Genomic DNA, 22,921 nt, shown 5'->3' with positions numbered 1-22,921 from the left:
CAACCACAAAAGCAGGGTAAGCTGCCAAGCAACTTAAAAGGTATTTGAGAATATAGGGGAAAAATTGAAGGAAAACTGGTGCCCGCTGACGGATTCGAACCATCGGCCCCATCATTACGAATGACGTGCTCTACCAACTGAGCTAAGCGGGCATAACCAGTTTTCGAGCGCCGAGGTATCATGCTCATGGCACAAACGCAACTGAGAATGTTACAAAAAGCGGTTTCTACAGGCGGTGTTGCGTAAAAGAGCGCGCCCCGCATGGCTGCAATCTGTTGTGCGGACTATGACAAAGTGTTTATTTTCGTTTTAAGGTTGCTGGCATGAAGGTGGCACGTTTCATGGATCTGCTGCGGGAGGCTGTCTCGCCCGAGCAGGCACTCCCGGTTGATGAAACCCGGCACGTGCATATCGTGCACGATATGGTTGAGTGCCCGTGCTGTGGCCAGTTTCAAAAATTGCCCCCGCTTAAGCCCGGTACGCAGGCCCGCTGCCTGCGGTGCAACCAAATGCTAGACCGGCGCAATAAAACTGCCCCCATTGCAACGCCTTTGGCTTTTTGTATCAGCTCAGCCGCGCTGTATCTGGCCATGCTGTTTTCTACCCTCATGATGCTTGATTTGTATGGGCGGCAGCGCACGGTCGATATTATTACCGGCCCCATGGAGCTGCTGCACGAAGGGTGGGGAGAGGTCGGGGTGCTGGTGGCTATAGCCACCATTCTGGCGCCTGGCATTGTTATAGCCATGATGGGCATGATCCTGACATCAGCCCTTAGGCCAAACCTGCCGCCGTGGGTGCCGCATTTGCTGAAATGGTACGAACTGCTGCGCCCTTGGTCTATGGTTGAGGTGTATATTCTGGGCGTGTTTGTAGCCTACACCAAGCTGGTAGACCTTGCCTTTGTTGAAGTCGGGGCGGCGGTCTATTTAGTGGCTGCCCTTATGCTCACTATGGCGGCAACAGATGCCACACTCGATACAGAGCTTATCTGGCAGCAGCGTAAAATAGATACCACCATGCGCACCATGCAGGGTGTACGCCTGCCTTTAAGCGCTGTGTCTGTAGAGCAAGATGAAGAAATTACGGCCCCTTCAGCCAGCCGCGTGTCTTGCTTAAGCTGTGGGCTGGTTTTGGAGTTTGACCACGCTGTCCACCCCACAGAGCCAGTGGGCTATTGCCCACGTTGCGGCCATGTTGTGCGTAAGCGCAAAGCCAATAGCTTTAGCCGTACCATTGCATTGCTGGTTTCTGCCGTTGTGTTTTACGTGCCCGCCAATATGTACCCGGTTATGACCGTTATTAAAATGGGCAGCGGGAGTGGCCACACCATTGTGGAAGGGGCCATAGAGCTATGGCAAGATGGCATGATTCCGCTCTCACTTTTGGTGTTGTTTGCCAGCGTAACCGTGCCAGTGCTCAAGGTTGTGGGGCTTGCCGTTATGGTTATTGCCACAGCCCGCAAAAGCGCCACAGGCTTGGTGCTGCGCTCAAAACTTTTTAGAATCATTGATATTGTGGGGCGTTGGTCAATGATTGACGTCTTTATGGTGTCCATACTTGTGGCGGTTGTGCGTTTCAGCCATATGGCGAGCATTACTGCCAATGGGGGCATGGTTTGTTTTGCGGCGGTTGTTGTTTTGACCATTTTTGCCGTGCATACCTTTGACCCGCGTTTAATGTGGGACGCCGTAGAAAAAAAACGTACCCAAACTGGCACAGACCCACACGCCAGTGCCGGTACGGCTGGGGCAGTAGCGTGCCAGCAAAGCAGTGTGGGTGCTCATTTGGGTAATATGGAGCCGGACAGAGCGTGAACGGACAAAACTCTCAGCACTCTTCCAACGGGAACGACAGCGGCGTGATGCCAGATGCCGTGGTGCGCCGTATCCGGTTTTCTATTATCTGGATTATTCCAATCTTGTCCGTGCTTATTGCGGGCTTTTTGGTCTGGCGTAGCTTTGCCAGCAACGGGCCAGAAATTACCGTTGTGTTTGATACCGCAGATGGCATGACCAGCGGCCAAACCCAGCTTAAAAACAAGGCTGTGGTTTTGGGTACGGTGCAGAATATTTCTCTCACCGAAGACTTGCGGCACGTTAAAGTGCGTATTCGCATGAACTCCGGCACCAACGACATGCTCACAGACCGTGCGCGGTTTTGGGTGGTGCGCCCCCGCATTAACGGGGCCAGCATTACGGGCCTAGAAACCCTTATGTCTGGGGCTTACATTGCTTTCGACCCCGGTTTGGAAGGGGTCGATATTGGCAAAACCAAGCACATGACCACGTTTCAGGGGCTAGAAGCCCCACCCGGTGTGCGCTCAGACCAGCCGGGCCGTACTTATACGCTGGTTGCCCCTTCTATTGGGTCTATTGGGCAAGGTGCGCCTGTCTTTTTTCGGGATGTGGATGTAGGCGAGGTGCTGGGTTACACCATGCCCCCCGGTGGCCGTGGCCCTATTCTTATTCAGGTGTTTATCCGCGAGCCTTATGACCGCTACCTGCGTACCGATACACGTTTTTGGAATGTCTCTGGTGTGCAGGTTGGCTTTGGGGCTGGTGGCCTTAAAGTGCAGTTGCAGTCTTTGCAGGCACTCTTTTCTGGTGGCGTAGCCTTTGGCCTCCCGCGCGATGAAGACGGCTCTTCTACCGCTAGCGAAGCCCCAGCTGATACTGTTTTTAAGCTGTATGATAGTAAAGAAGATGCAGACAGCGCGGGCTACCATGAGCGTGTGCCACTTGCCACGTATGTAACCTCTTCTGTTAAAGGGCTTACGGCGGGCAGTCAGGTCACCATGTTCGGTATTCAGATTGGGAGTGTCACAAGCGTTAAGCTAGATCTCGACCAAAAAGCAGGGCACCCGCGTGTGCGTATTGGCATGCAAATTCAGCCCGAACGCGTGCTAGACGCCAAAGACATCAAACACGGTGCTTTGACCGATATGTTCAAAACACTGGTGGCCAATGGCTTGCGTGCGTCTACAGACAGCGCCAGCTTCCTGACGGGTGAGACCATGATCTCGCTCAACTTTGTTAAAAACCCACCCCCCGCCACAACCAGCATGGAAGGCCAAACGTTGGTTATTCCCGGTCAGGCTGGGGGCATGAACGGCATTATGGACTCGCTCTCTACCGTGGCGTCTCGCCTGTCGGCCATGCCGTTTGAGCAAATTGGCGTAAACGCTAACAACCTGCTGGCCAATGCAGACAAAACCCTAACCAGCCCAGAAATTAAACAGTCTTTGGCCAGCCTGAAGGTGTCTATGCAAAACCTGCAAGACATGAGCACCCAACTGCGCAAAGGCGTTGGCCCGCTTATGCAGCGCTTGCCAGAAATGACCAACCAGCTTGACCAGACTATCCAGAACGCCAACCGGCTTCTGGCCAGCTATGGGGGCAATAGCGACTTCCACCGCAATTTGCAGAGCATGGTTTTACAGTTAGGCCAGACCGCGCGGTCGCTCCGCTTCCTGTCTGACTTCCTGACCAACCACCCCTCAGCCCTGATCTCCGGACGGTAACAGCCATGAAACATCTTTCAGCCGCTCAGGCCCTTCCTACACGCCGCAGCCTGTTGCTTGGTGCTGCGGGGCTGGGTGTTATGGCAGTAACGCTTACGGCGTGCTCTTCCGGGTCGCCCTCTTTGTATACGCTGGCCGTGGTGCCGGGGCAGGCGCAGGCAGGTGGCCCGCGTTATGTTGAGGTACGCCAGCCCACCATTGCCTCTGGCCTAGACCGAGACAGAATGGTGACCAAAGACACCGGCTATAAACTGACCGTAGCCAGCAACGATGCGTGGGGAGATTCTCTTGCCGGGCAAATTAGCCGCGCCATGGCCGGAGACCTTGCCCAACGCCTACCCGGTACAGCCGTCTTTGCTGAAAATGATGCCGTAACCACCCAGCCTGATGCCTATGTTGAACTCTCAGTGACCCGCTTTGCAGAAGGCCCATCTGGCCGGGTTGAGATAGAGGCTGCTCTTTCTGTCCAGCCTGCTCTTGCCGGTGCCCCAGCGGGTGATGAGGGAGTGTACCTACAACGTCTGCATGTGCAGGGCGGTACAGTATCAGGCTCTGTCTCTTTGGCGCAGGAGCTTAGCACCCTGCTTGGCCAGATTGCCGATACCGCAGCCGCCCAGTTGCGCCTTGTGCCCGCCCAGCAGCAACAACTGGCAGAACAGCAACGCCAGCAGCAGGCTGCGGCAGTGCGTAAGGGCCATAAGTAACGTTGGTATAAGAGCCGTACTCTCGTAAAGGCTACGGCTACGCGGGTACGGTGTACTCACTGGCTTTGGGGTGTAGTTGAGCCCACAAAAAAGGCGGCCCGTTTAAAGGGGCCGCCTTTTTTGGTTTACCGTGTGGCGGTTAGCTCAGGCTGTGCCTTTGCCAAACTCCGCATCATGGTCAACTAAGGGAATGGGGTAGTCCCCTGTAAAGCAGGCATCGCAATACCGCTCACGGTAGGAGTCACGGCTTTCGTGGCCCATAGCGCGGTACAACCCATCGAGCGAGATAAAGGCCAAGCTGTCTACACCAATCAGTTCGGCCATTTTGGCAAGGTCGTACTGGGCGGCAAGCAGGTGGCTGCGCTCTGGGGTATCAATGCCGTAAAAGCAGGAATGTTTAGTGGGGGGGGAAGAAATGCGCATATGCACTTCTTTTGCGCCTGCTGCCCGCACCATATCCACAATCTTGCGCGATGTTGTGCCGCGCACAATGGAGTCATCCACCAAAATAACGCGCTTGCCATCTAGGGCAGGGCGGTTGGGGGAGTGCTTCATTCTTACGCCCAGATTACGGATCTGGTCTGTTGGCTCAATAAAGGTACGGCCCACATAATGGTTGCGTATAATGCCGAGCTCAAAGGGAATACCGCTGGCTTCGGCATACCCCATGGCAGAAGGCACGCCAGAATCGGGCACAGGCACCACAATGTCTGCATCCACACCGCTTTCCAGAGCCAGCTCGTGGCCAATCTGTTTACGCACAGCGTAAACAGGCAGCCCTTCCAGCACGGAGTCGGGGCGGGCAAAGTAAATATATTCAAACACACAGAAATGCGGTTTGCTTTGCCCAAACGGCCGCAGAGAGCGAATACCGTTTTGGTCAATAATTACCAGTTCGCCCGGTTCAACATCACGCACAAATTCTGCGCCAATAATGTCCAGACCGCAGGTTTCAGATGCGAGAACCCACGCCCCTTCTTCTCCGCTTTCAGCGGGTAGGCGGCCTAGCACCAGTGGGCGTACGCCCATGGGGTCACGCACACCCATAAGGGCATCGGTAGAGAGCACGACAAGCGAGTAAGCGCCCGTTACGCGTTTAAGCGCGTCTATCAGGCGGTCTTCCACTGTGGCGTAAAGTGATGTGGCAATAAGATGCACAAACACTTCTGTATCCATGGTGGACTGGAACAGGCAGCCACGGCGGATCAGCTCTTTACGCAGGCTTTCAGAGTTGGTCAGGTTACCGTTATGCGCCACGGCCAGCCCGCCAAAGGCAAACTCGGCAAACAAAGGCTGTACGTTGCGTAGCAGCGTAGCCCCGGTGGTTGCATAACGGTTGTGGCCAATAGCGCGGTCACCTTTAAGGGTGGCCATTACGCGGGGGTCGTTAAAAACATCCCCCACCAGCCCAAGCCCGCGGTGGGAATGGAACTGGGTGTCGTAGGAGACAATGCCAGCAGCTTCCTGCCCACGATGTTGCAAGGCATGGAGGCCAAGCGCTGTCAGGGCAGCAGCATCTTTGGCATTCCAGATGCCAAAAACCGCGCATTCTTCATGCGGGTGGTCATCATCATGGCAGGCAGCCGTAGAAGGCAGGGAACAGGGGGCGTCGTGGGCGTGCATTGGTGCGCAGGGCCTCCGCAAGTAACCGGAAGTAAGACGTAGGGGAACTATAGGGTGGCGTCATGGCCTGTGGAGCGCTCTGACGCAAGCCCTTTCGCGCCGAAATCTGGCAGAAAAGGTCTGAGAGTGGCTGCCCCACGCTGGATATATGGGGTTAGCCTACTGTTCTCTTCAAGGCTTTGCACATCTTCTGGCAGTAAAAGCCACTGTGCCCCCAAAAAAAGCACCACTACTAAAAAGCCGCCGCGCAGCAGGCCAAAAATACCCCCTAATGTGCGGTCTAGCCCGCTTAAAGCTGTGGCCTGCACCATGCGTACAATGGCACTTACCAAAAGAGAGACCACAACCAGCAAAACCAGCAACAGCCCAATAAAGGCCGCAATATCAGCCGTTAAGTGGTTGTGAATAAACGAGCGTGCCCACGGTATAACAAGGCCGTAATAGCGGCAGGCCAGCATAACAGACAGAATCCAGCCGCCTATGCCCAAGGCTTGCTGGGTAAAGCCACGCCACAGCCCATGCAGCGTTGAAAGCCCAATAAGCACAAGCGTAATGCCGTCTAGAACTGCCATAACGTGTTACGCTACCCCGCACAGGGCTGGTACGGTGTGCGTCATGGTAGTTTACTGGTTGAAATGCGCCAGGGGCGTTGGGTGCGGCCGTTCATTTTTTTACGGTGTGGGGGTTGGTTAAGCCGTAAAAAGAGCTCGCCCATTTCTATGCGGCGCAAAAGCTCTGTCCAGACTTCTTCTGGCTCTAGGGCCAAAGCCTGCCAGATACTTTCAAGCTCCAGCATAAACGCAGCGCTTTCTTGCACAACATCGGTAGGGTTTTTGGCAATAAAAGCCGCCACGCAAGCCGTAGCATGCACCCCGGCCCGGTTACACACAGCGCGCATGTCTGGGCTGGGTGTTTCTGGCTGCTGGGGGGGCTGCGTGTGTACGGGCGGGCGGGGGCTGTGCTGCATGGTGTAATGATGTGCGGGAGAAGCCCGCAAGGTCAACTGTTTGTGTGGGTACACGGTGGGTTTATGGCATGCGTATTTGGCTATGGGGCTGCGTTGGTGGCTTCATGCTCCACAAAAAGCGGCCCGTCTCCCGGTGTGAGCGGGTAAGAGGCTGCGGCCACAATATGCGTGTTAACACGCCGTAGGTCTCGCAAAAGCGTAAGCTGGTAGGTTGCAGTTTCTTCCTGCATGACAGCTTCGGCTGTTTCTGCCGGGGTTTTGGCCTCAGCCGAGCTGGTGCGCAGGCGCTCAAAATAGGCTGCGGTTGCATCACTCTCCAGGTCACGGAATAGGTCTTTCTGCCCTGCAAGCGGGTTACCCTCTGGCGGTGTTTGCCCCAACAGCACGGTGGCGCAAATATTAAGGTTATACCCAAGCTGGGTGAGCATACGCTCTACAGGGGCCATAAGGGCCGGGGGTAGCACAATGCGTTGGCGCGCCATTTTTTGCACCATGGGCACCAAGCTGCGCTCAACAATATCTTCGGCGTGTAGCAACTGGGTGCAAAAGGCTAAAATATCTTCTGCTCGCTCCATTTCAAGCTGGTTTGCTGTGTCTGGGTCTAGTCCGGCAAGGTAGGCGCGTATGGCGGCCCCTAGGTCTTCCATGGCGTTACCAAGGGGGCGGGCGGCCGCTGCGCGGGCTGGGTCTGTGGTGCGCATGCCGTCTTGCATGGCGGTAAGCATGGCCGCCAAAAGGTCGCACAGGCGCATGGTCTCACGCGTGGCGCTACCAATGGCAAGTTGGGGGGCTTTATCCAGCAGCAGGCGGTCAAGGTAGCGCGGTGCCCCCGGTGCGGCGTGGGCGTCTTCTACCGGGGTGGGTATTAAACGTTGCATCAGGCGGGCATAGGGGCGTAGGCCGGGCAGCATAAGGGCGGCTAACCCCACATTAAACAGCGTATGGAAGTCTGCCACCTGCCGGGCGGCATCTGGCTCCAAGCGCTCCATAAACGTGCAGATAAAAGGGAGCAGGGGCACAAGGAGCATGGCCCCAACCGCACGTACCAGCAGGTTACCCATAGAAATACGCCGTGCTGTGGGGTCTGTGCGGCTGCCTTCAATAACAGGGTTAATAGAGGTGCCAATATTAGCGCCCAAAACCAGAGCCAGCGCGGTTTCTAGGCCAATGGTGCCGCTTGTTGCAAAAGTAGTGACCAGCATAACCGTCGCAACAGAGGAATGGCTAACCCACGTAATAAGAGCCCCCAACAAAATGGCCGCCAAGGAGTGTGAGCTCATAGAGGCTAATACAGCAGTCAGCTCGGGTTTGTGGGTGTATGGCCCTAGCAGTACCAAAAATTGCCGTAGTGAGAGCAAAATAAGCCCAAGGCCAATAAATACCCGCCCAGAATCGCGCCATGCGCCTTGCCCACGCCTAAACAGGGCAACGCCTGTCAGCACAAAGGCTGGTGCAATGGCAGACACATCAAACGAGAGCAGTTGCACAATAAGTGTTGTGCCAACATTGGCCCCCAGCATAACCGCTAGGGCGGGGGCAAGGTCTAGCTGCCCGCGGGCGGCTAGACCCGTAATCATGAGCCCTGTTGCGGTAGAAGATTGTAAAATGGCGGTAATGCCAAGCCCGGTTAAAAAGGCTTGAAAGCGGTTGCCCAGCATGCGGGCCAGCAGGCTGTTAAGCCGTGCCCCGCAGGCCCGCTGCACGCCGGTCTGCACCATGTGCACGCCCCACAGAAGCAGGGCGACACTTCCGGCCAGATCAATCAGTGTCAGCATTTCCACCCGGTAAGGCTCCCTTCTCGTGTTTTCAGCGCTCTTGGCTGAATACTATAGAAGCTGCACCTTAAAAGTGAGGAAAAACTAGATTGTAAAATACTTTGCCCGTTTGTTCAGAATAACCAGAGCCGAGGTTGATTGCTCTGGGTGCAACTGGTCACCATCGGTCAAAGACACGCCAATACGCTCAGCACCCAACAGGGCTAAAATGGGGTGTTGGTCTTCCAACCGTGGGCAGGCCGGATACCCAAACGAGTAGCGTGAACCACGGTAGTTTTGCTGGAGCAGGGTGTCCATATCGCGGGCATCTTCTGCCGCAAAGCCAAGCTCTGCCCGAATGCGCTTGTGGGTATATTCGGCCATGGCTTCGGCTATTTCTACCGACAGGCCGTGCAGGTACAGGTAGTCTTGGTAGCGGTTTTCTTCAAACCAGTCGCGGGCAATGTCAGAGGCTTTTTGGCCTACGGTCACAACTTGCAGGCCCACAACATCGCGCTGCGGGTCGTTAATATCGCGTACAAAGTCGGCAATACAGTCACCATCTTCGCGCATTTGGCGGGGCAGGGTAAAGCGGGCGGCTTCTGTGGTGCCGTCTTCTTCAAACAACACCAGATCGTTGCCGTCGCCTGCTGCTTTCCAATACCCGTAAGAGGCTTGGGGCCGCAAAATATCGTCTTTGGCGGCAAGCTCTAACATGCGCTTTAGAATGGGGCGCAGTTCCTGCTTGGCCCAAACCATAAAGTCTTCCAGCGAGCGGCCCTGCTTTCTAAACCCCCACTGGAACTGGTACAGTGAACGCTCATTCAGAAACGGAATAACCGCCTCGGTTGGGGCCGTAATAATTTTGCTGCCCCAGAAAGGCGGTGTCAGCACGGGTTCATCTGCTACCATACGGGCGCGGCGCGCTTGGGCAGCTTCTTTATCAACCGCACCAAAACCGCGTGTTTCAGCCTGCTCTGGTGCACGGGCGTTACGGCGGGCAGACTTCCCTTCGCGCCGTTTGCTAATAGCGGCCAAGTAGTCATCAAACTTGTTTTGGGCAATGTGGTCCATCAGGGTCAGGCCATCAAACGCATCACGCGCATAGGCTACACGCCCTGTGGGGTTGTAGGCCGCCACACAGTCTTCTTCTACGTAGTTGCGGGTTAGGGCCGCCCCCCCAAGCAGTACTGGTACATCCAGCCCGCCGCGGGTAATTTCTTCAAGGTTTTCGCGCATAATCACGGTAGATTTTACCAAAAGACCAGACATGCCAATGGCATCGGCTTTTTCGCGCTTTGCGGCTTCAATCATGTCGGCTACCGGCACTTTAATGCCAAGGTTTACAACACGGTAGCCGTTATTGGTCAGAATAATATCCACCAAATTCTTACCAATATCGTGCACGTCGCCTTTTACGGTGGCCAGCACAATGGTGCCGCGCTGTTGGCCCTCGGCCCGTTCCATATGTGGCTCTAGCCACGCCACGGCGGCTTTCATGGTTTCGGCAGACTGCAACACAAACGGGAGCTGCATTTTACCAGCCCCAAACAACTCGCCTACAACCTTCATGCCATCTAGCAGCACGGTATTAATAATATCTATGGGGGCCATTTTGGTCATGGCTTCTTCAAGGTCTGCTTCCAGCCCTTTGCGGTCACCATCAACAATGCGGTCTTTTAGGCGCTCTTCTGCGGTTTCGGCTACTTTACGCTTTACGGCTTCAGACGCTTTGCGGTCTGCAAACATAGCCAGCAGGGTTTGCAGGGGGTCATAGTCTGGGGTGCGGCGGTCAAAAATCAGGTCTTCGGCAACTTTTACCTCTTCTGGGGCAATCATGTGCAGGGGCCGAATTTTGGAGACATGCACAATGGCGGCCGTCATGCCTGCTTTAATGGCATGGTCAAGATAAACCGAGTTAAGCACCGCACGGGCCGCCGGGTTAAGCCCAAACGAGATGTTGGAAAGACCCAGCACAATTTGCACATCGGGGAAGTTATCCCGGATCAGCTTAATGCCCTCTAGTGTCCATAGCCCCAGTTTACGGTCATCTTCCGCGCCGGTGGCAATGGTAAAGGTGAGCGGGTCAATCATCAGGTCAGACTGCGGCAGGCCGTATGTGTCGCAGGCAAACTCAATCAGGCGTGTGGCAATGCGCAGCTTGTCTTCTGGGCGGCGGGCCATGCCTTCTTCATCAATAGTCAGGGCCACAACGGCTGCACCAAACTTGCGGGCCAGCACCATACGGTCTGCGGCGGGGCCTTCTCCATCTTCAAAATTGATGGAGTTAATAATGGGCTTGCCCCCATGCAGTTTAAGGGCGGCCTCAATAACCGGCGTTTCGGTCGAATCAATGACCAGCGGCGCGTTCACAGATGAGGTGAAGCGTTTAATGACCTCATCCATTTCTGCGCGTTCATCGCGGCCAACAAAGGCGGTGCAAATATCAAGCGCGTTAGAGCCTTCTTTGGCTTGCTCGCGGCCCAAGGCGACACAGCCGTCCCAGTCGTGAGATTCTTGAAGTTCGCGCCATTTTTTGGAGCCATTGGCGTTGCAACGCTCTCCAATAGAGAAATAGGCGTTTTCCTGCCGCAACGGCACCTGCGTATACAGGCTAGATACGGAGGGCACCCACACAGAAGTTCTGGCAACTGGGGCGGGGCGGTGGTGGCCTGTGCCTTCAGCCCGGCGGCGCAGCATACCATCAAGTGCCGCAATATGCGGGGTAGAGGTGCCACAGCAGCCGCCAATTAGGTTAATGCCATCTTCCTGAATAAAGCGTTCAACCCAAATGGCCATTTCTTCAGGAGAGAGCGGGTAGTGGGTTTTACCATCTACCAGTTCTGGTAGGCCCGCGTTGGGCAGCACAGAAATAAGGCGTGGCCAGTTTTCAGAGAGCCAGCGCACATGTTCGGCCATTTCTTGCGGGCCAGTGGCGCAGTTTAGGCCCATTAGGTCTGCATCTAGGCTGTGCACAACGGTGGCGGCAGCGCCAATGTCTGGCCCAACAAGCAGTGTGCCTGTGGTTTCAACCGTCACCTGCACAAAAATAGGAGTGGTTACCCCCATTTCTGCACGGGCAATTTTCATGCCGTTTACGGCGGCTTTAATTTGCAGCGTGTCTTGGCAGGTCTCAATCAAGAAGGCATCAACACCGCCTTCAATCAGGCCACGGCCTTGCTCGGCTAGGGCGGCTTCAAGGGTATCGTAGTCTACATTGCCCAAAGAGGGTAGTTTGGTGCCGGGGCCAATAGAGCCAAGCACGTAGCGGGTGCGGCCATCGGCAAAGCTCTCAGCCGCTTCACGCGCTAAAATGGCAGATTTTTTGTTGATCTCGCGCGTTTTTTCCGTCAACCCAAACTCACCCAACGTAATGGGAGAGGCACCAAACGTGTTGGTTTCCACCATATCTGCCCCGGCTTCATAATAGCCGCGGTGAATTTCACGGATCAGTTCTGGGCGTGATAGGGTTAAAACTTCAGTGCAGTTTTCCTGCCCCCAGTAGTCACGTGTCAGGTCAAGGTCGAGCATCTGAATGCGTGACCCCATCCCACCATCACAGAGTAGAACTTGGTCGCGTAGGGCATCGAGCAGCGGAAGACGAGAAGACATGGCATCCATGAAGCAGGAAAATGAGGAAAACACCCCAGCAAGCGGGGGCATAAAGGGCACAACGTTATTCCAGAGTAACGCCGTTCTGTCCACCGATGCTCTTGCGTGGCGTGGCGCGTCCGACACGCGTATTCCGCTAGTGTTTGTTACGCCACAAACTCTGCCACTTCCTGCTGCCAGAACACAAAGTGCTGCGTTGTTTATTAATATGGCCCCTGTGCCCGCCATGGCGCAGGGGTGGTTGGCGGTAAAAGAGTGGCATACCCCCACGCAAAGTGTGGCCCACGAGCCTGCGTGTGTGTGCTGCGTTAACCCTGCCGGAGTGGGGCGTGTGCTTGCCAGTTTAGCGCAGGAGCGCGCGCGCGGCGTATGTGAGTTTTTTACAAACCTTTATGTGGTATGTGCTGCATCGTTAATGGAAGATGTTCGTAAAACTTTAGAAAAAGATAATATTTCTAACTCTCTTTATGGCATTAAAAATAAAAAGAATAATTTATTGTGTTACTAATAACGTAACAAACAATAATATACCATATATTACCGATATAAATTCTTTGAAATAAACCAAAAGCGCTGTCATATAGGTAGGGTTGGCTGTCATATTGACGGTAAAGCCAACAAATTTTGGTTTTATTAAAGGGTTTTGCGTGAACCAGTCTGACCATGTGCCTGAGCTTGCTGGCGCAGCACCTCATGGCGCGCATACGGCAGAAAAGCCAGCCCCAGCCATTATCCGGCTGCGGGCTGTGCTGGCCGCCGCAAAATACCACGGGCTAGAACTCGATATTCGGGATTTTGCCGCAGAGCCGGGCGAAGAAAGCCCTTCTCCCGCTACGTTGTCGCGTTGGCTGCGCGAGCAGGGGGCTATGGCCAAAGGTATGCGCATACGCTGGCGCTACCTTATTAAAATGACCAACTCTCCGCCTATTGTTTTAATGTTTCGTGATGGTAGCGCAGCCCTTATGGTTGCCAGCAGCCCCGAAAAAGGCGTGATCTGGCTCCGTGACCCGTTAAAAGATGAAAGTGCCGAACCCGTACCTGTTGATGAGCTACGCCTAAGCCGTCTCTGGACGGGTGATGTCTTGCTGGTTAAAGGCCAAGTTGGCCAGTCAGAGGCAGAGGCCCCCATTACTTTTGGCTGGTTTGCCAAAATGGTGCTGCGCGAAAAAAAATCCCTGCGCGACATTGCTATTGCCTCAATGGCGCTGAGTATTTTGCAAATTTTCCCGCCTCTTATTGTAATGCAGGTTATAGACAAAGTCGTAAATTACCACTCTCTTTCGACACTTATTTCAATTTCAGGCATTATTGTTGTCTTTTCCCTCTATGAGGTGTTGTTGGGTTATGGGCGGCAAGAAATTTCTCTTATTTTAACCACACGTGTTGATGCACGCCTGTCTCTCCACCTTTTTAGCCGCTTGGTGGCTTTACCCTTAGAGTATTTCGAGCGCCAACAGACCGGTAATATGCTCGGTCGTGTTATGGCTATTTATAAAGTACGAGATTTCCTGACCGGAAAACTCATGAGCACTTTTCTAGATCTTTTTACACTTTTTGTTATTCTGCCCTTTTTATTTTATCTCAGTTCCACTTTGGCTTGGATGACGGTAGCTACAGCAGGCATGATTGGCCTTATTGTGGTTATTTTTACCGCGCCACTCAGCAGAATTATGGATAAACAAATTGCGGCAGAGCGTGACCGCAGCGCCGTTTTATACGAAACTGTGGCCGGTATTCGTACCCTCAAAACCCTAGCGCTTGAAAATAGCCGCAAGCAGTTGTGGGACGAAATGACCGCCTATGTTGTGCGCTGGAAATTAGCCTCGGGTCGTATAGCTAACTGGCCGCAAACACTTGTTAAACCACTCGATATGTTCATTAACCGCGGCATTATTCTGGTAGGTGCCTATTTGGCTGTGGTTAACCCCTCAGCCGTTGGGGCAGGGGGGCTTGTTGCGTTCATGATGTTGGGTGGCCGTGTTGCGGCCCCACTGGTAGGCATGGCCAAATTGATGGATGACTACACAGAAGTCATGACTTCTCTGGGCGAGGCGGCATCGGTTCTTAACCAGCCAACAGAAACCAAAGCCCTTACAACCGGTATGCGCCCGGTTATAAAAGGTGCATTGTCTTTTGAAGGGGTTAATTTTACCTACCCCGGTGCCACAACACTTGCTTTAAAAGACGTAAACTTTGACCTGCCAGCCGGAACCATGCTGGGTTTGGTGGGGCGGAGTGGCTCAGGTAAATCTACCATTACCCGCTTGCTACAAGGGGTAAGCCGTTCTTACACAGGGTATTTAAAACTTGATGGTATAGATTTAAGAGAAATAAATCTAACCCATTTACGCCGCTCTTTTGGTGTGGTGCTACAAGACAACTTTCTGTTTCGCGGCACTATCCGCGAAAATATAACAGCAGGCCGCCCCGGCTACACAATAGATGATGTTATTCGCGCAGCCCGCATGGCAGGGGCTGAAGAATTTATTGAGCGTATGCCCGCCGGGTACGAAACCTTTATTGAAGAAGGGTCTACCAATATTTCAGGTGGGCAAAGGCAGCGTTTGGCTATTGCCCGTGCGGTTATAACAGACCCCAAACTCATGATTTTAGATGAAGCAACCTCAGCCCTAGACCCAGAGAGCGAGGCGCTTGTTAACGCCAACCTTGAGCGTATTGGTAAAGGGCGCACAATGGTTATTGTGTCGCACCGTCTTTCTTCTTTGGTTAATTGTGACCAAATTTGCGTTATGGATCGTGGGACAGTGGTTGACCTTGCCCCCCATGCAGTATTGCTTGAGCGGTGTGAAATTTACCGCACACTCTGGATGCAGCAAAACCGCCATACCGAAGGGCGACACACCCAAAAAAATACACCAGATCAAGACACTTCTTTATTGGTGGAAGGAGAATAACTCATGAGTGAAAAAGATGTTATTCCAACCCCACAACCACAAGAGAGTGCCGGTATAGACGACACACAAATAGATTTTTTGCGCCAAGCAAACGACCCGTTTGCTCAAACTGATATGCCTATAGCACTGCTGGAATTTCATTCCCCTACTGCGGCTTTGGTCAATATGCCGCCAACGGCTACGGCGCAGTATCTTATTTGGCTTATCGGCGCTCTTACTCTTTCTATTGTAACCGTTATGACCATTTTCCCGCTCGATAAAGTGGTGTCAACACAAGGGCAAATTATCTCTACCCAGGTCCCCCTTATTGTGCAGTCCTTTGATACTGCCATCATTAAATCTATCGATGTAAACGAAGGGGATTACGTGCATAAAGGAGATATTTTAGCCCATTTAGACCCCACAACTAGTGGGGCTGATAGTGGTAATATGAAAATACAAAAAGACCAGTACCAAGCAGAAGTTGACCGCCTTACTGCCGAGGCCGAAGGCCGAGACTATACCGTGCAAACAAACAGCCCTGCCTCTGTTCAGCAGGGTGCCGCATTTTTTCAGCGTAAAGCAGAATATAACGCAAAAATTGCAAATTTAGATAAGAAAATTTCTAGCCTACAGCACGACCTGCAAGGGTTTGAGGCAAACGCCGCTATGTATGCAGCCCAAACAAAAGTGGCAGCCGATGTGCATAAAATGCGTATGCAACTGCAAAAAGATCAGGTTGGTAGTAAACTCTCAACATTAAGCGCGCAAAGCACATTAATGGAGACAGAGCGCTCCCAAATCTCAGCGCAGCAACAAGCTGCCTCAACACGTAGTAAACTTGCGGCACAAATTTCAGAAAAAGACGAATATGTGCAAAGCTGGAAAGCCGATGTGTATAAAGACCTTATTTTAGCAGAGCATCATTTGGCAGAGGCAAACAGCCAATACCAAAAAGCTGTTTTACATAATACGCTTAGCATATTACGCGCAGACCAAGATGCCGTGGTGCTTAATATTGCCAAAGTATCTGTTGGCTCTGTACTGAATATTGGCCAACGTATTATGACGCTTACACCAGTCAGTAAAGGTTTGGAGGTCGAGACCGTTTTATCTGGTAAAGATGTGGGCTTTGTTAAATTGGGTGATAAAGCGCTCGTTAAATTTGCCACCTTTCCCTTTCAGCAATATGGGGGGGCAAATGCCACTGTGCGCACAATTAGTGCAGATTCTTTTGTAGCAGACCAAGAGGGGCAACAAAACGGCATTACGCCTGATGCAACCAACAAAGCCTTTTACCGCCTGCGTTTAAGAATAGACCGCTACACATTGCATGGTGTGCCATCTTTCTTTCACCCTCAACCCGGTATGCCCGTTACGGCAGACATTAAGGTGGGTAAACGTACCATGATGCAATATATGCTTAATAGTTTTATGCCGCTTATGAGTAATGGCATGCGTGAGCCTTAGTTTTACCCTATTGCGCGTCAAAACACTTTTCAGAAAAGGGATAGTGTAATGGTTTTTTCCATACTCCCCCCTCTTTTTAAACGCAAACACGCCACATCACTTACAAGCCGCTTGGCAGACGCACAAAGCCTGATGGCTGAAGGACAAGACCCTGTAAAAGGTTTTTCTCACCTTTCCGTCCTTGCGCGTGAAGGTGTGCCAGAAGCGCAATTTCTGGTTGGGCAAGCCTACCTTAACGGTACAGTAGTACCTGCCAATTTGGTAGAAGGTGTGCGCTGGGTTAGGCGTGCTGCACAAAAACATTGGCCAGATGCCTGCTTTATTTTGGCAACGCTGTACTTATATGGTTTGCCACCCGAAGCTGAAAGTGAAGCAGAAAAAACCGCTGCGTCTGTTTTTGATGCAGAGCCAAAGGGTTTTGTTAAACCAGAAGCTAACTTTGAAAAATCAGCCTATTGGGCAAAAATTGCCGCAACACAAGGCCATGCCGATGCACAAGCCATGTATGGCTATGTGTTATGTAACGGGCCAGAGCATATCAGAAACCTTGAAGAAGGTATGGTCTGGTACCATAAGGCAGTTGCAGCAGAGTGTGTGCAAGGTTATCTGGGGCTTGGCTTAGTTATACTTAATACCGCCCAAACTGATGATGAGTATAAACAGGCTGCGCGTTATCTTAAAAAAGCAGCAGAGAGCGGTTTAGGTACAGCACTGTATTTAATGGGTGTGTTAGCTGAGCGCGGTTTAGGACGTCCTGTCGATATGGCTGAGGCCATACAGTATTACGCCGTAGCGGCAGATAAAAATGTCTCAAGCGCGCAGGCTAAATATGGTGTGGCTCTTATGGTCGGGCAAAATGTTGCCAAAGATACGACACGTGGAGAAACCTTTTTACGCCGCGCTGCTTTGTCGGGTGATGCAGAGGCAGCCGCAACATTAGGCGACCTGTACGGCCGTGGTGGCGAGTTTCCTCCTAACTATGCAGAAGCGATCGCGTGGTACCGTTTTGCCTCAGAACACGGCCATGCAGCAGCCAGCTACACGCTTGGCACGTTATATGAAGAGGGTATTGCTGTACCACAAGACCCCCAAGAGGCCGAGCGCTGGTTTAACAAAGCCCTAGAGCAAGGACATGAAGGCGCACCGGCAGGGCTGGGTAATTTGTTGCTGGAAGGCAAAATTTCGGCACAGGCAGGTGCGCGGGTTATGAAGCGTTACAAAGAAAAAGCCGAACAGGGTGATTTACTGTCTGCTTTTAATTTTGGTGTCTGCTTAGCCGAGGGCGTAGGTGTGCAAAAAGACGAAGCCGAAGCCCTTAAATGGTTGCATAAAGCAGCACAAGGTGTGGTCAATGCGCAGTATTGGTATGGCACTTTGCTATTAACTGGCAAAGGTGCTCCCCCAAACCTGCAAGAGGGCCGCGCATGGATAGAAAAAGCGGCCAATGCTGGCATGGCGCAAGCGGAGCTAGCCTATGCAGACCTTTTGCTGAATGGGGAGGGAGGAGAAAAAAACCACATAAAAGCACTAGAATTTTACAGAAAAGCAGCAGATGCAGGCTTAGTATGGGCCATGTTTTCTGTCGGTGCCATGTACGGCGGCGGGCATGAGGTACCCCAAGACCGTCTTGCGGCACAAAAATGGTTTTATGCTGCGGCTCAAAAAGGGAATGCAGCCGCCCAACTGATGTTAGGCCGGTACTTTGCGCAGGGTTTGGCGGGTGAGCACAATAGAGAGCAAGCCAAATTTTGGTACCAAAAAGCAGCAGCACAGAATATTCCTGATGCCATACAAGAATTAGCGGAATTGACTAAGCAGGAAGATAACTTGGAGCCCTCTTTGCTGTAAGCGCGAAAAATATTGCATAAAGAGTGTATCATGACTCTCATAAATCATGACTTTATTTGGCAAGACGCAACGCTAACCGCTAAACAGCGTAACAGCCTGATACAAAAAGATGCTCAACATGCTTTTCAGGCAGGTATGCAAGCATGGGAAGAGGGTAAGCCTTACACCGCACATGACTGGCTTGCGCGTGCTTACCGCTTGGCACCAGAGAGTGGGCATGTTTTGTTTGCGCTCGCTCTTGCAAGGCGTGCCGTGCATGATGGCGCTGGTGCTCAAAAACTTTTGCAAAACCTTGTTAATAAATATGACTTTAAAGAGGGGTGGGTTTTACTGCACCACCTTTGGTGTGAGCAAGGTTACTTTGAAGGCGCTAAACATGCCTTAGCGCATCTTCTTTCTTCTTTTTCGCTTACATCAGACATCCAAAAAATTGCTGATCAATTTTGTAAGGAACATAGTTTTACGTGGTGTGGTCTTACAGAGGCTGGTCAAGTGCAGTGGGGTGGTGTGGGGGCAGGTAAGGCCCCTATTTTGTATTTAAACCACCAACGGGTTGTTTTGCGTAAAAAAGGTGCACGTTATTTCTGCCCTGCTGGGTGGGCTAAGGTTGAACATATTGAGCTTATGTTCGAGACCGACCAACCAGTGCTCGGTATCCCTTTTCTGGTAAAACGCATAATGGCGTGTGAAGGGTTTGTTAGCGCGCAAGAGGGGCAAATACAGGGCTGGGTTTGGCACCCATATGCACCAGAAATAAACCCCACTCTTTCTGTTATAGGCGCAGATGGGCGAAAAATTACACAGATTAATACAAACGAGAGTGCCCTCTCTTTCTCACCTGAAAGACCAGCAACACGCTACCGTAAATTTACGCTGCCAACGCAGGATATAGCGTATGAGCTAGTGCATATTTTTGCCCCTAATGGGCAAGAGTTAGCTGGTAGCCCTGTTGTTGTACAACACAAACAAAGGAGTGCCGCATTTTTAGCATCTTATTTTGTACGTAATAAAAAAGAAATTTTAGGGAGAGAATGCCTCTCTTCAAAAATTCAACCATTTTTACCAATTCCAGTTTTAGAAAACACACAAAATGTTGCTAAAGTTTCAGACCACCAAGTGCCTGTAGCCATTATTATTCCGGTGTATGGGCAAAAAGCACTCACTTTGGCCTGTCTTACCTCTGTGCAAAAAACAGTGCAGGGTATGGGCGTTACGGTTGTTGTGGTTAACGATGCCTCACCAGAGGTTGAGTTGGTACAAGACGTAAAAGAGTTTTGTAGAAAAAATGATTTTATATTTTTAAGCCATAAACGCAATAAAGGCTTTCCGGCCTCAGTCAATACAGGGTTAAAAGCCGTTAAAGGGCATGATGTAATTTTACTTAACAGTGACACGCTTGTGCCCAAAGGGTGGGTTACAGAACTACAGAACATTGCTTATGCGCATAATGATACTGGAACAGTAACACCTTTTTCCAATAAAGGTGGCTTGGTTTCTTACCCCTGCGTTAAAATTGAAAACCCACTGCCGCCATTACAGACATTAAAAACGCTTATGCTGGCAGTAGAGGCTGCCAATAAAGGGCGGTGTGCAGATATTCCGACCGGTAATGGTTTTTGCCTTTATATCCGGCATGATTGCTTGGAACAGACTGGGTATTTCAGAGAAGACGTTTTTGCCCAAGGGTATGGAGAAGAAAACGATTTTTGTATGCGTGCTCAAGCACTCGGCTGGCGGCATAAGGCTGCGCTGGGCGTTTATGTTGGGCATGTTGGCGGGGCCTCTTTTGGGCAAAGCCGCCAAGCTCTTATGGAGCGTAACGAGGCCATATTAGAATATTTACACCCCGGCTATCAAAAAAAAATTGCTGTATGGGTTAAAATAGACCCGTTATGGCAGGAAAGGCGCCGTATAGACCTTTTGCGCTTAAGAGCATCAAAGTCAGGTACAAAAACCACCAATAAGACGGTGCTCATGATTACCCATGCACAAGGCGGGGGTGTTGAGCAGGTCGTGCAGAAGCGCGTTTCTGTTTACCAAACACAAGCAAGGCGCGTTTTAATTTTACGGCCTATAGAAAACGGATGCCTGATAGAAGACCCGTTGCATAAAAAGGATTATCCGTCCTTACGTTTTAGGCTGCCAGACGAGCTTGCTTTGCTTAAGCGCGTGCTTGTAGCAGAAGGTGCGCAACATATAGAAATACACCATCTTGTAGGGCATCATGCCTGCCTTTATGGTTTTATGCGCAATTCTGGTTATCCCTATACGCTGTATATTCATGATTATGCTCTTTTTTGCCAAAGAATTTCTCTGTTAGGGCCAGAAGGGGTTTACTGTGGTGAGCCAGAGCCGCAAGGCTGCGCACAGTGTATTGCTTTGGCCGGGCATCATCTTACGCAAGATTGCACAGTACCAGAGTATTTGGCGCGCTCGGAATACTTACTCCAAAAAGCCCGGCATGTGTATGTACCTTCACATGACACAGCCACAAGAATGGCGAAGCATTTTGCGGGTATAAACTATTCTGTACGTGCTTTGCAAAATGATAAAAATTTAGAAAAACCATTTAAAAAATTGTCTAAAAGCCTGCGTACACAGACAACACTAGCCTCTGGTGCACTTTCAAGCCCTTATGTGCAGGGTAAGCCCGCACGGGTGCGATTGTGTCTTATTGGTGCTATAGGGCACGAAAAAGGATACTCTGTTTTACACCAAGCGGCATTAAATGCTGCCATGCACGACTTACCTCTTGAGTTTGTGATTGTAGGCCACACCCCCAACGATCAGCTTTTACTTAACACGCAACGTGTTTTTATAACCGGGCGTTACCAAGAGGCAGAGGCTGTGTCACTTATTCAATCATTCCAGCCTGATGCAGCCTTTTTTCCATCTTTATGGCCAGAAACATGGTGCCTTACATTAGGGCTGGCATGGCAGGCGGGGCTACAAGCGCTTGTGTTTGACCACGGCGCACCAGCAGAGAGAGTGCGGCAAACGGGTCGCGGTTGGTTGCTAAATTCAAAATTACGAGGGTCTGCCTTAAATCAAGTATTGATAAAAACTGTGCTTGGTTGCAAGAACAGTAAAGACGGAAAGAATCCTAACCTTTTCATAAAACTATAGGGTTTTATTAAGAGTTTCTTTAATTTCTTCTGACGGAAACAGCTTTATGTCACAGTCAAGCCAGATGCCAGCCCAACAGCGTATTTCAGATTTGAAAGTATCCGGACACCTGATGACACTTCAGACGGGTTTGTTCTGTATTTTTCACACTCCGGGCCAACCACCGCCAAGTGCTGCTGGCTTGCCCGGGGTGCGCATTTCGCGTGCTCCTCTGTCGCAAAGCCAGCAGATGGAAATTGTAACCTTTGAGCCAGACGGTTGGATTGGTGCACAAACCGGGGCTGCTCTTGTGCGCGTACACCAAGGGCCAGTGCAGGTGATGGTCACCATTTATCAGGAGTTAGATACCCCGCACGAAGCACCCCGTTTACAGGTGGTGCAGTTAAGCGCACAGGCAGAACCCCAACTTGACGCCAAGGGCGTGCCGGAAGCTATGCTGCAACATCAGGTTGCCCCAGCGGTTGCTACCGGCCCAGAAGAGACATCGGCCGCTACAATACCTGAAATTGGCGCACATATTCAGCGCCAAGGGGATGTGGCCGTACGGTTGGGAGAATGGATGGGCCAGCCCGGTAGTAATGCCTGGATAGAAGGGTTTGGTATTTCTCCCACAAGTTTGGTTGGCCCTGAAGACATTGAATACCAAGCGGTATTAGGCAAAGGGTGGCTTTCTCCGTGGGTAGAAGGTGGCAAATATTGCGGCAGCCGTGGTATGGCTTTGCCCATTCTTGGTTTGTGTGTACGCCTTAAAGGTAAAGCGGCAAAACAGTATATTTGCCGCGTGCAAGCCACATTTACAGATGGTACCGAAGTAGGCCCGCTTGAAACAGACGAACCTGTAGAAGCCCCCACTCTTGCCCCGTTAGAAGCCTTTTTACTTAAAATTGTGCCCCGCCGTGGTGCACAAAACAAAAAAAACCGTTCTCCCTCAACGTTATCAGACCCTTTGGTGGCAGAGGCAGAACTTGCGGCTTTGCTTGACGGAGAAGAAACGGCTTTTGATGAATTAGATGATGACTTCGCCCTTTCTCTTGAAGATGAGACTGATTGGGCACCGCAAGACCCTACTACGCCTGTTACGCGGCGGGGTAGGGGTAAGGTTGCTCCCTCTAAGGCAAAGGCAGCCAGCCCGTCTCCCAAGCCGGTTAAACGCGGGCGTAAAGCGGCTACGGCAAAGCAGGCACTACCGCTTAAAGAAACACGCCGTGTTTATGCAGAAGAAGGGGGGCAGCCGGAACGCCGGGGGCGTGGGCGGCCTGCACGGCGCAGTGTAGAACAAGCCGATACGCGCCCCACACCCACAGGCCGTAGTGTAGCGGCTAAGCGTGCTACAGTGCGGAGACGTAAAGCTGCAACACGTAGAGGATAATAGGAAAAAACCCGGTTTATTTGCCGGGTTT

Annotated in this window: 14 protein-coding genes and 1 tRNA gene; 9 read left to right on the top strand and 6 right to left on the bottom strand. The window is 51.9% G+C overall.

Features of this window, described 5'->3' with window-relative positions; all coding sequences use genetic code 11:
- Positions 1-76 precede the first annotated feature (76 nt).
- Positions 77-152 (bottom strand) — tRNA-Thr (locus Abor_RS12720).
- Between the two features lie 189 nt (positions 153-341).
- Here Abor_RS12720 and Abor_RS12715 point away from each other — a divergent pair.
- Genes Abor_RS12715 through Abor_RS12705 form a run of 3 tightly spaced genes read left to right on the top strand, consistent with a single transcriptional unit; the run spans position 342 to position 4,227 of the window.
- A complete protein-coding gene (locus tag Abor_RS12715; protein ID WP_371861273.1) occupies positions 342-1,817 on the top strand; it encodes a paraquat-inducible protein A in 1,476 nt (491 codons plus the stop codon).
- A gap of 47 nt (positions 1,818-1,864) precedes the next feature.
- Entirely contained in the window at positions 1,865-3,523 is a 1,659-nt protein-coding gene (locus tag Abor_RS12710; RefSeq protein WP_048842266.1) for a PqiB family protein, read from the top strand.
- Between the two features lie 5 nt (positions 3,524-3,528).
- Complete coding sequence (locus tag Abor_RS12705) at positions 3,529-4,227, top strand: PqiC family protein (RefSeq protein ID WP_084594534.1); 699 nt, start codon at positions 3,529-3,531, stop codon at positions 4,225-4,227.
- A 144-nt stretch (positions 4,228-4,371) separates the two neighbouring features.
- Here Abor_RS12705 and purF read toward each other — a convergent pair whose 3' ends face one another.
- From purF to metH, 5 genes are all read right to left on the bottom strand, one after another.
- Positions 4,372-5,850, bottom strand: coding sequence for an amidophosphoribosyltransferase (gene purF / locus Abor_RS12700; protein WP_048842265.1), 1,479 nt, complete (start codon positions 5,848-5,850; stop codon positions 4,372-4,374).
- Positions 5,851-5,897: 47 nt separating this feature from the next.
- On the bottom strand, positions 5,898-6,422 hold the full coding sequence (locus Abor_RS12695; RefSeq protein WP_048842264.1) for a CvpA family protein: 525 nt from the start codon (positions 6,420-6,422) through the stop codon (positions 5,898-5,900).
- 41 nt (positions 6,423-6,463) lie between these two features.
- The gene (locus tag Abor_RS12690; protein ID WP_232014995.1) at positions 6,464-6,847 is read right to left on the bottom strand and encodes a phosphoribosyl-ATP pyrophosphatase; all 384 of its coding nucleotides are present in this window, start codon (positions 6,845-6,847) and stop codon (positions 6,464-6,466) included.
- A 50-nt stretch (positions 6,848-6,897) separates the two neighbouring features.
- Complete coding sequence (locus tag Abor_RS12685) at positions 6,898-8,592, bottom strand: Na/Pi cotransporter family protein (protein ID WP_048842262.1); 1,695 nt, start codon at positions 8,590-8,592, stop codon at positions 6,898-6,900.
- An 84-nt stretch (positions 8,593-8,676) separates the two neighbouring features.
- A complete protein-coding gene (gene metH / locus Abor_RS12680; RefSeq protein WP_048842308.1) occupies positions 8,677-12,183 on the bottom strand; it encodes a methionine synthase in 3,507 nt (1,168 codons plus the stop codon).
- A gap of 7 nt (positions 12,184-12,190) precedes the next feature.
- Here metH and Abor_RS12675 point away from each other — a divergent pair, with 7 nt between their 5' ends.
- From Abor_RS12675 to Abor_RS12650, 6 genes are all read left to right on the top strand, one after another.
- Positions 12,191-12,691: a hypothetical protein gene (locus Abor_RS12675; protein ID WP_048842261.1), complete on the top strand. Its 501-nt coding sequence runs from the start codon at positions 12,191-12,193 to the stop codon at positions 12,689-12,691.
- A gap of 139 nt (positions 12,692-12,830) precedes the next feature.
- On the top strand, positions 12,831-15,098 hold the full coding sequence (locus Abor_RS12670) for a peptidase domain-containing ABC transporter (RefSeq protein WP_084594541.1): 2,268 nt from the start codon (positions 12,831-12,833) through the stop codon (positions 15,096-15,098).
- A 3-nt stretch (positions 15,099-15,101) separates the two neighbouring features.
- Entirely contained in the window at positions 15,102-16,547 is a 1,446-nt protein-coding gene (locus tag Abor_RS12665) for an HlyD family type I secretion periplasmic adaptor subunit (RefSeq protein WP_048842260.1), read from the top strand.
- A 48-nt stretch (positions 16,548-16,595) separates the two neighbouring features.
- The gene (locus Abor_RS12660) at positions 16,596-18,395 is read left to right on the top strand and encodes a tetratricopeptide repeat protein (RefSeq protein WP_048842259.1); all 1,800 of its coding nucleotides are present in this window, start codon (positions 16,596-16,598) and stop codon (positions 18,393-18,395) included.
- Between the two features lie 30 nt (positions 18,396-18,425).
- Positions 18,426-21,521 carry a glycosyltransferase gene (locus Abor_RS12655; RefSeq protein ID WP_048842258.1) on the top strand — a complete coding sequence of 1,032 codons (3,096 nt, stop codon included), beginning with the start codon at positions 18,426-18,428 and terminating at the stop codon, positions 21,519-21,521.
- A 46-nt stretch (positions 21,522-21,567) separates the two neighbouring features.
- Complete coding sequence (locus Abor_RS12650; protein ID WP_146855187.1) at positions 21,568-22,890, top strand: hypothetical protein; 1,323 nt, start codon at positions 21,568-21,570, stop codon at positions 22,888-22,890.
- Positions 22,891-22,921: the final 31 nt, after the last annotated feature.

Source organism: Acetobacter orientalis (assembly GCF_000963965.1).
In the GTDB taxonomy this organism is placed as follows: Bacteria; Pseudomonadota; Alphaproteobacteria; order Acetobacterales; family Acetobacteraceae; genus Acetobacter; species Acetobacter orientalis.
The sequence above is the reverse complement of the archived record's forward strand: the minus strand, read 5'-3'. Positions and strand labels throughout refer to the sequence as shown.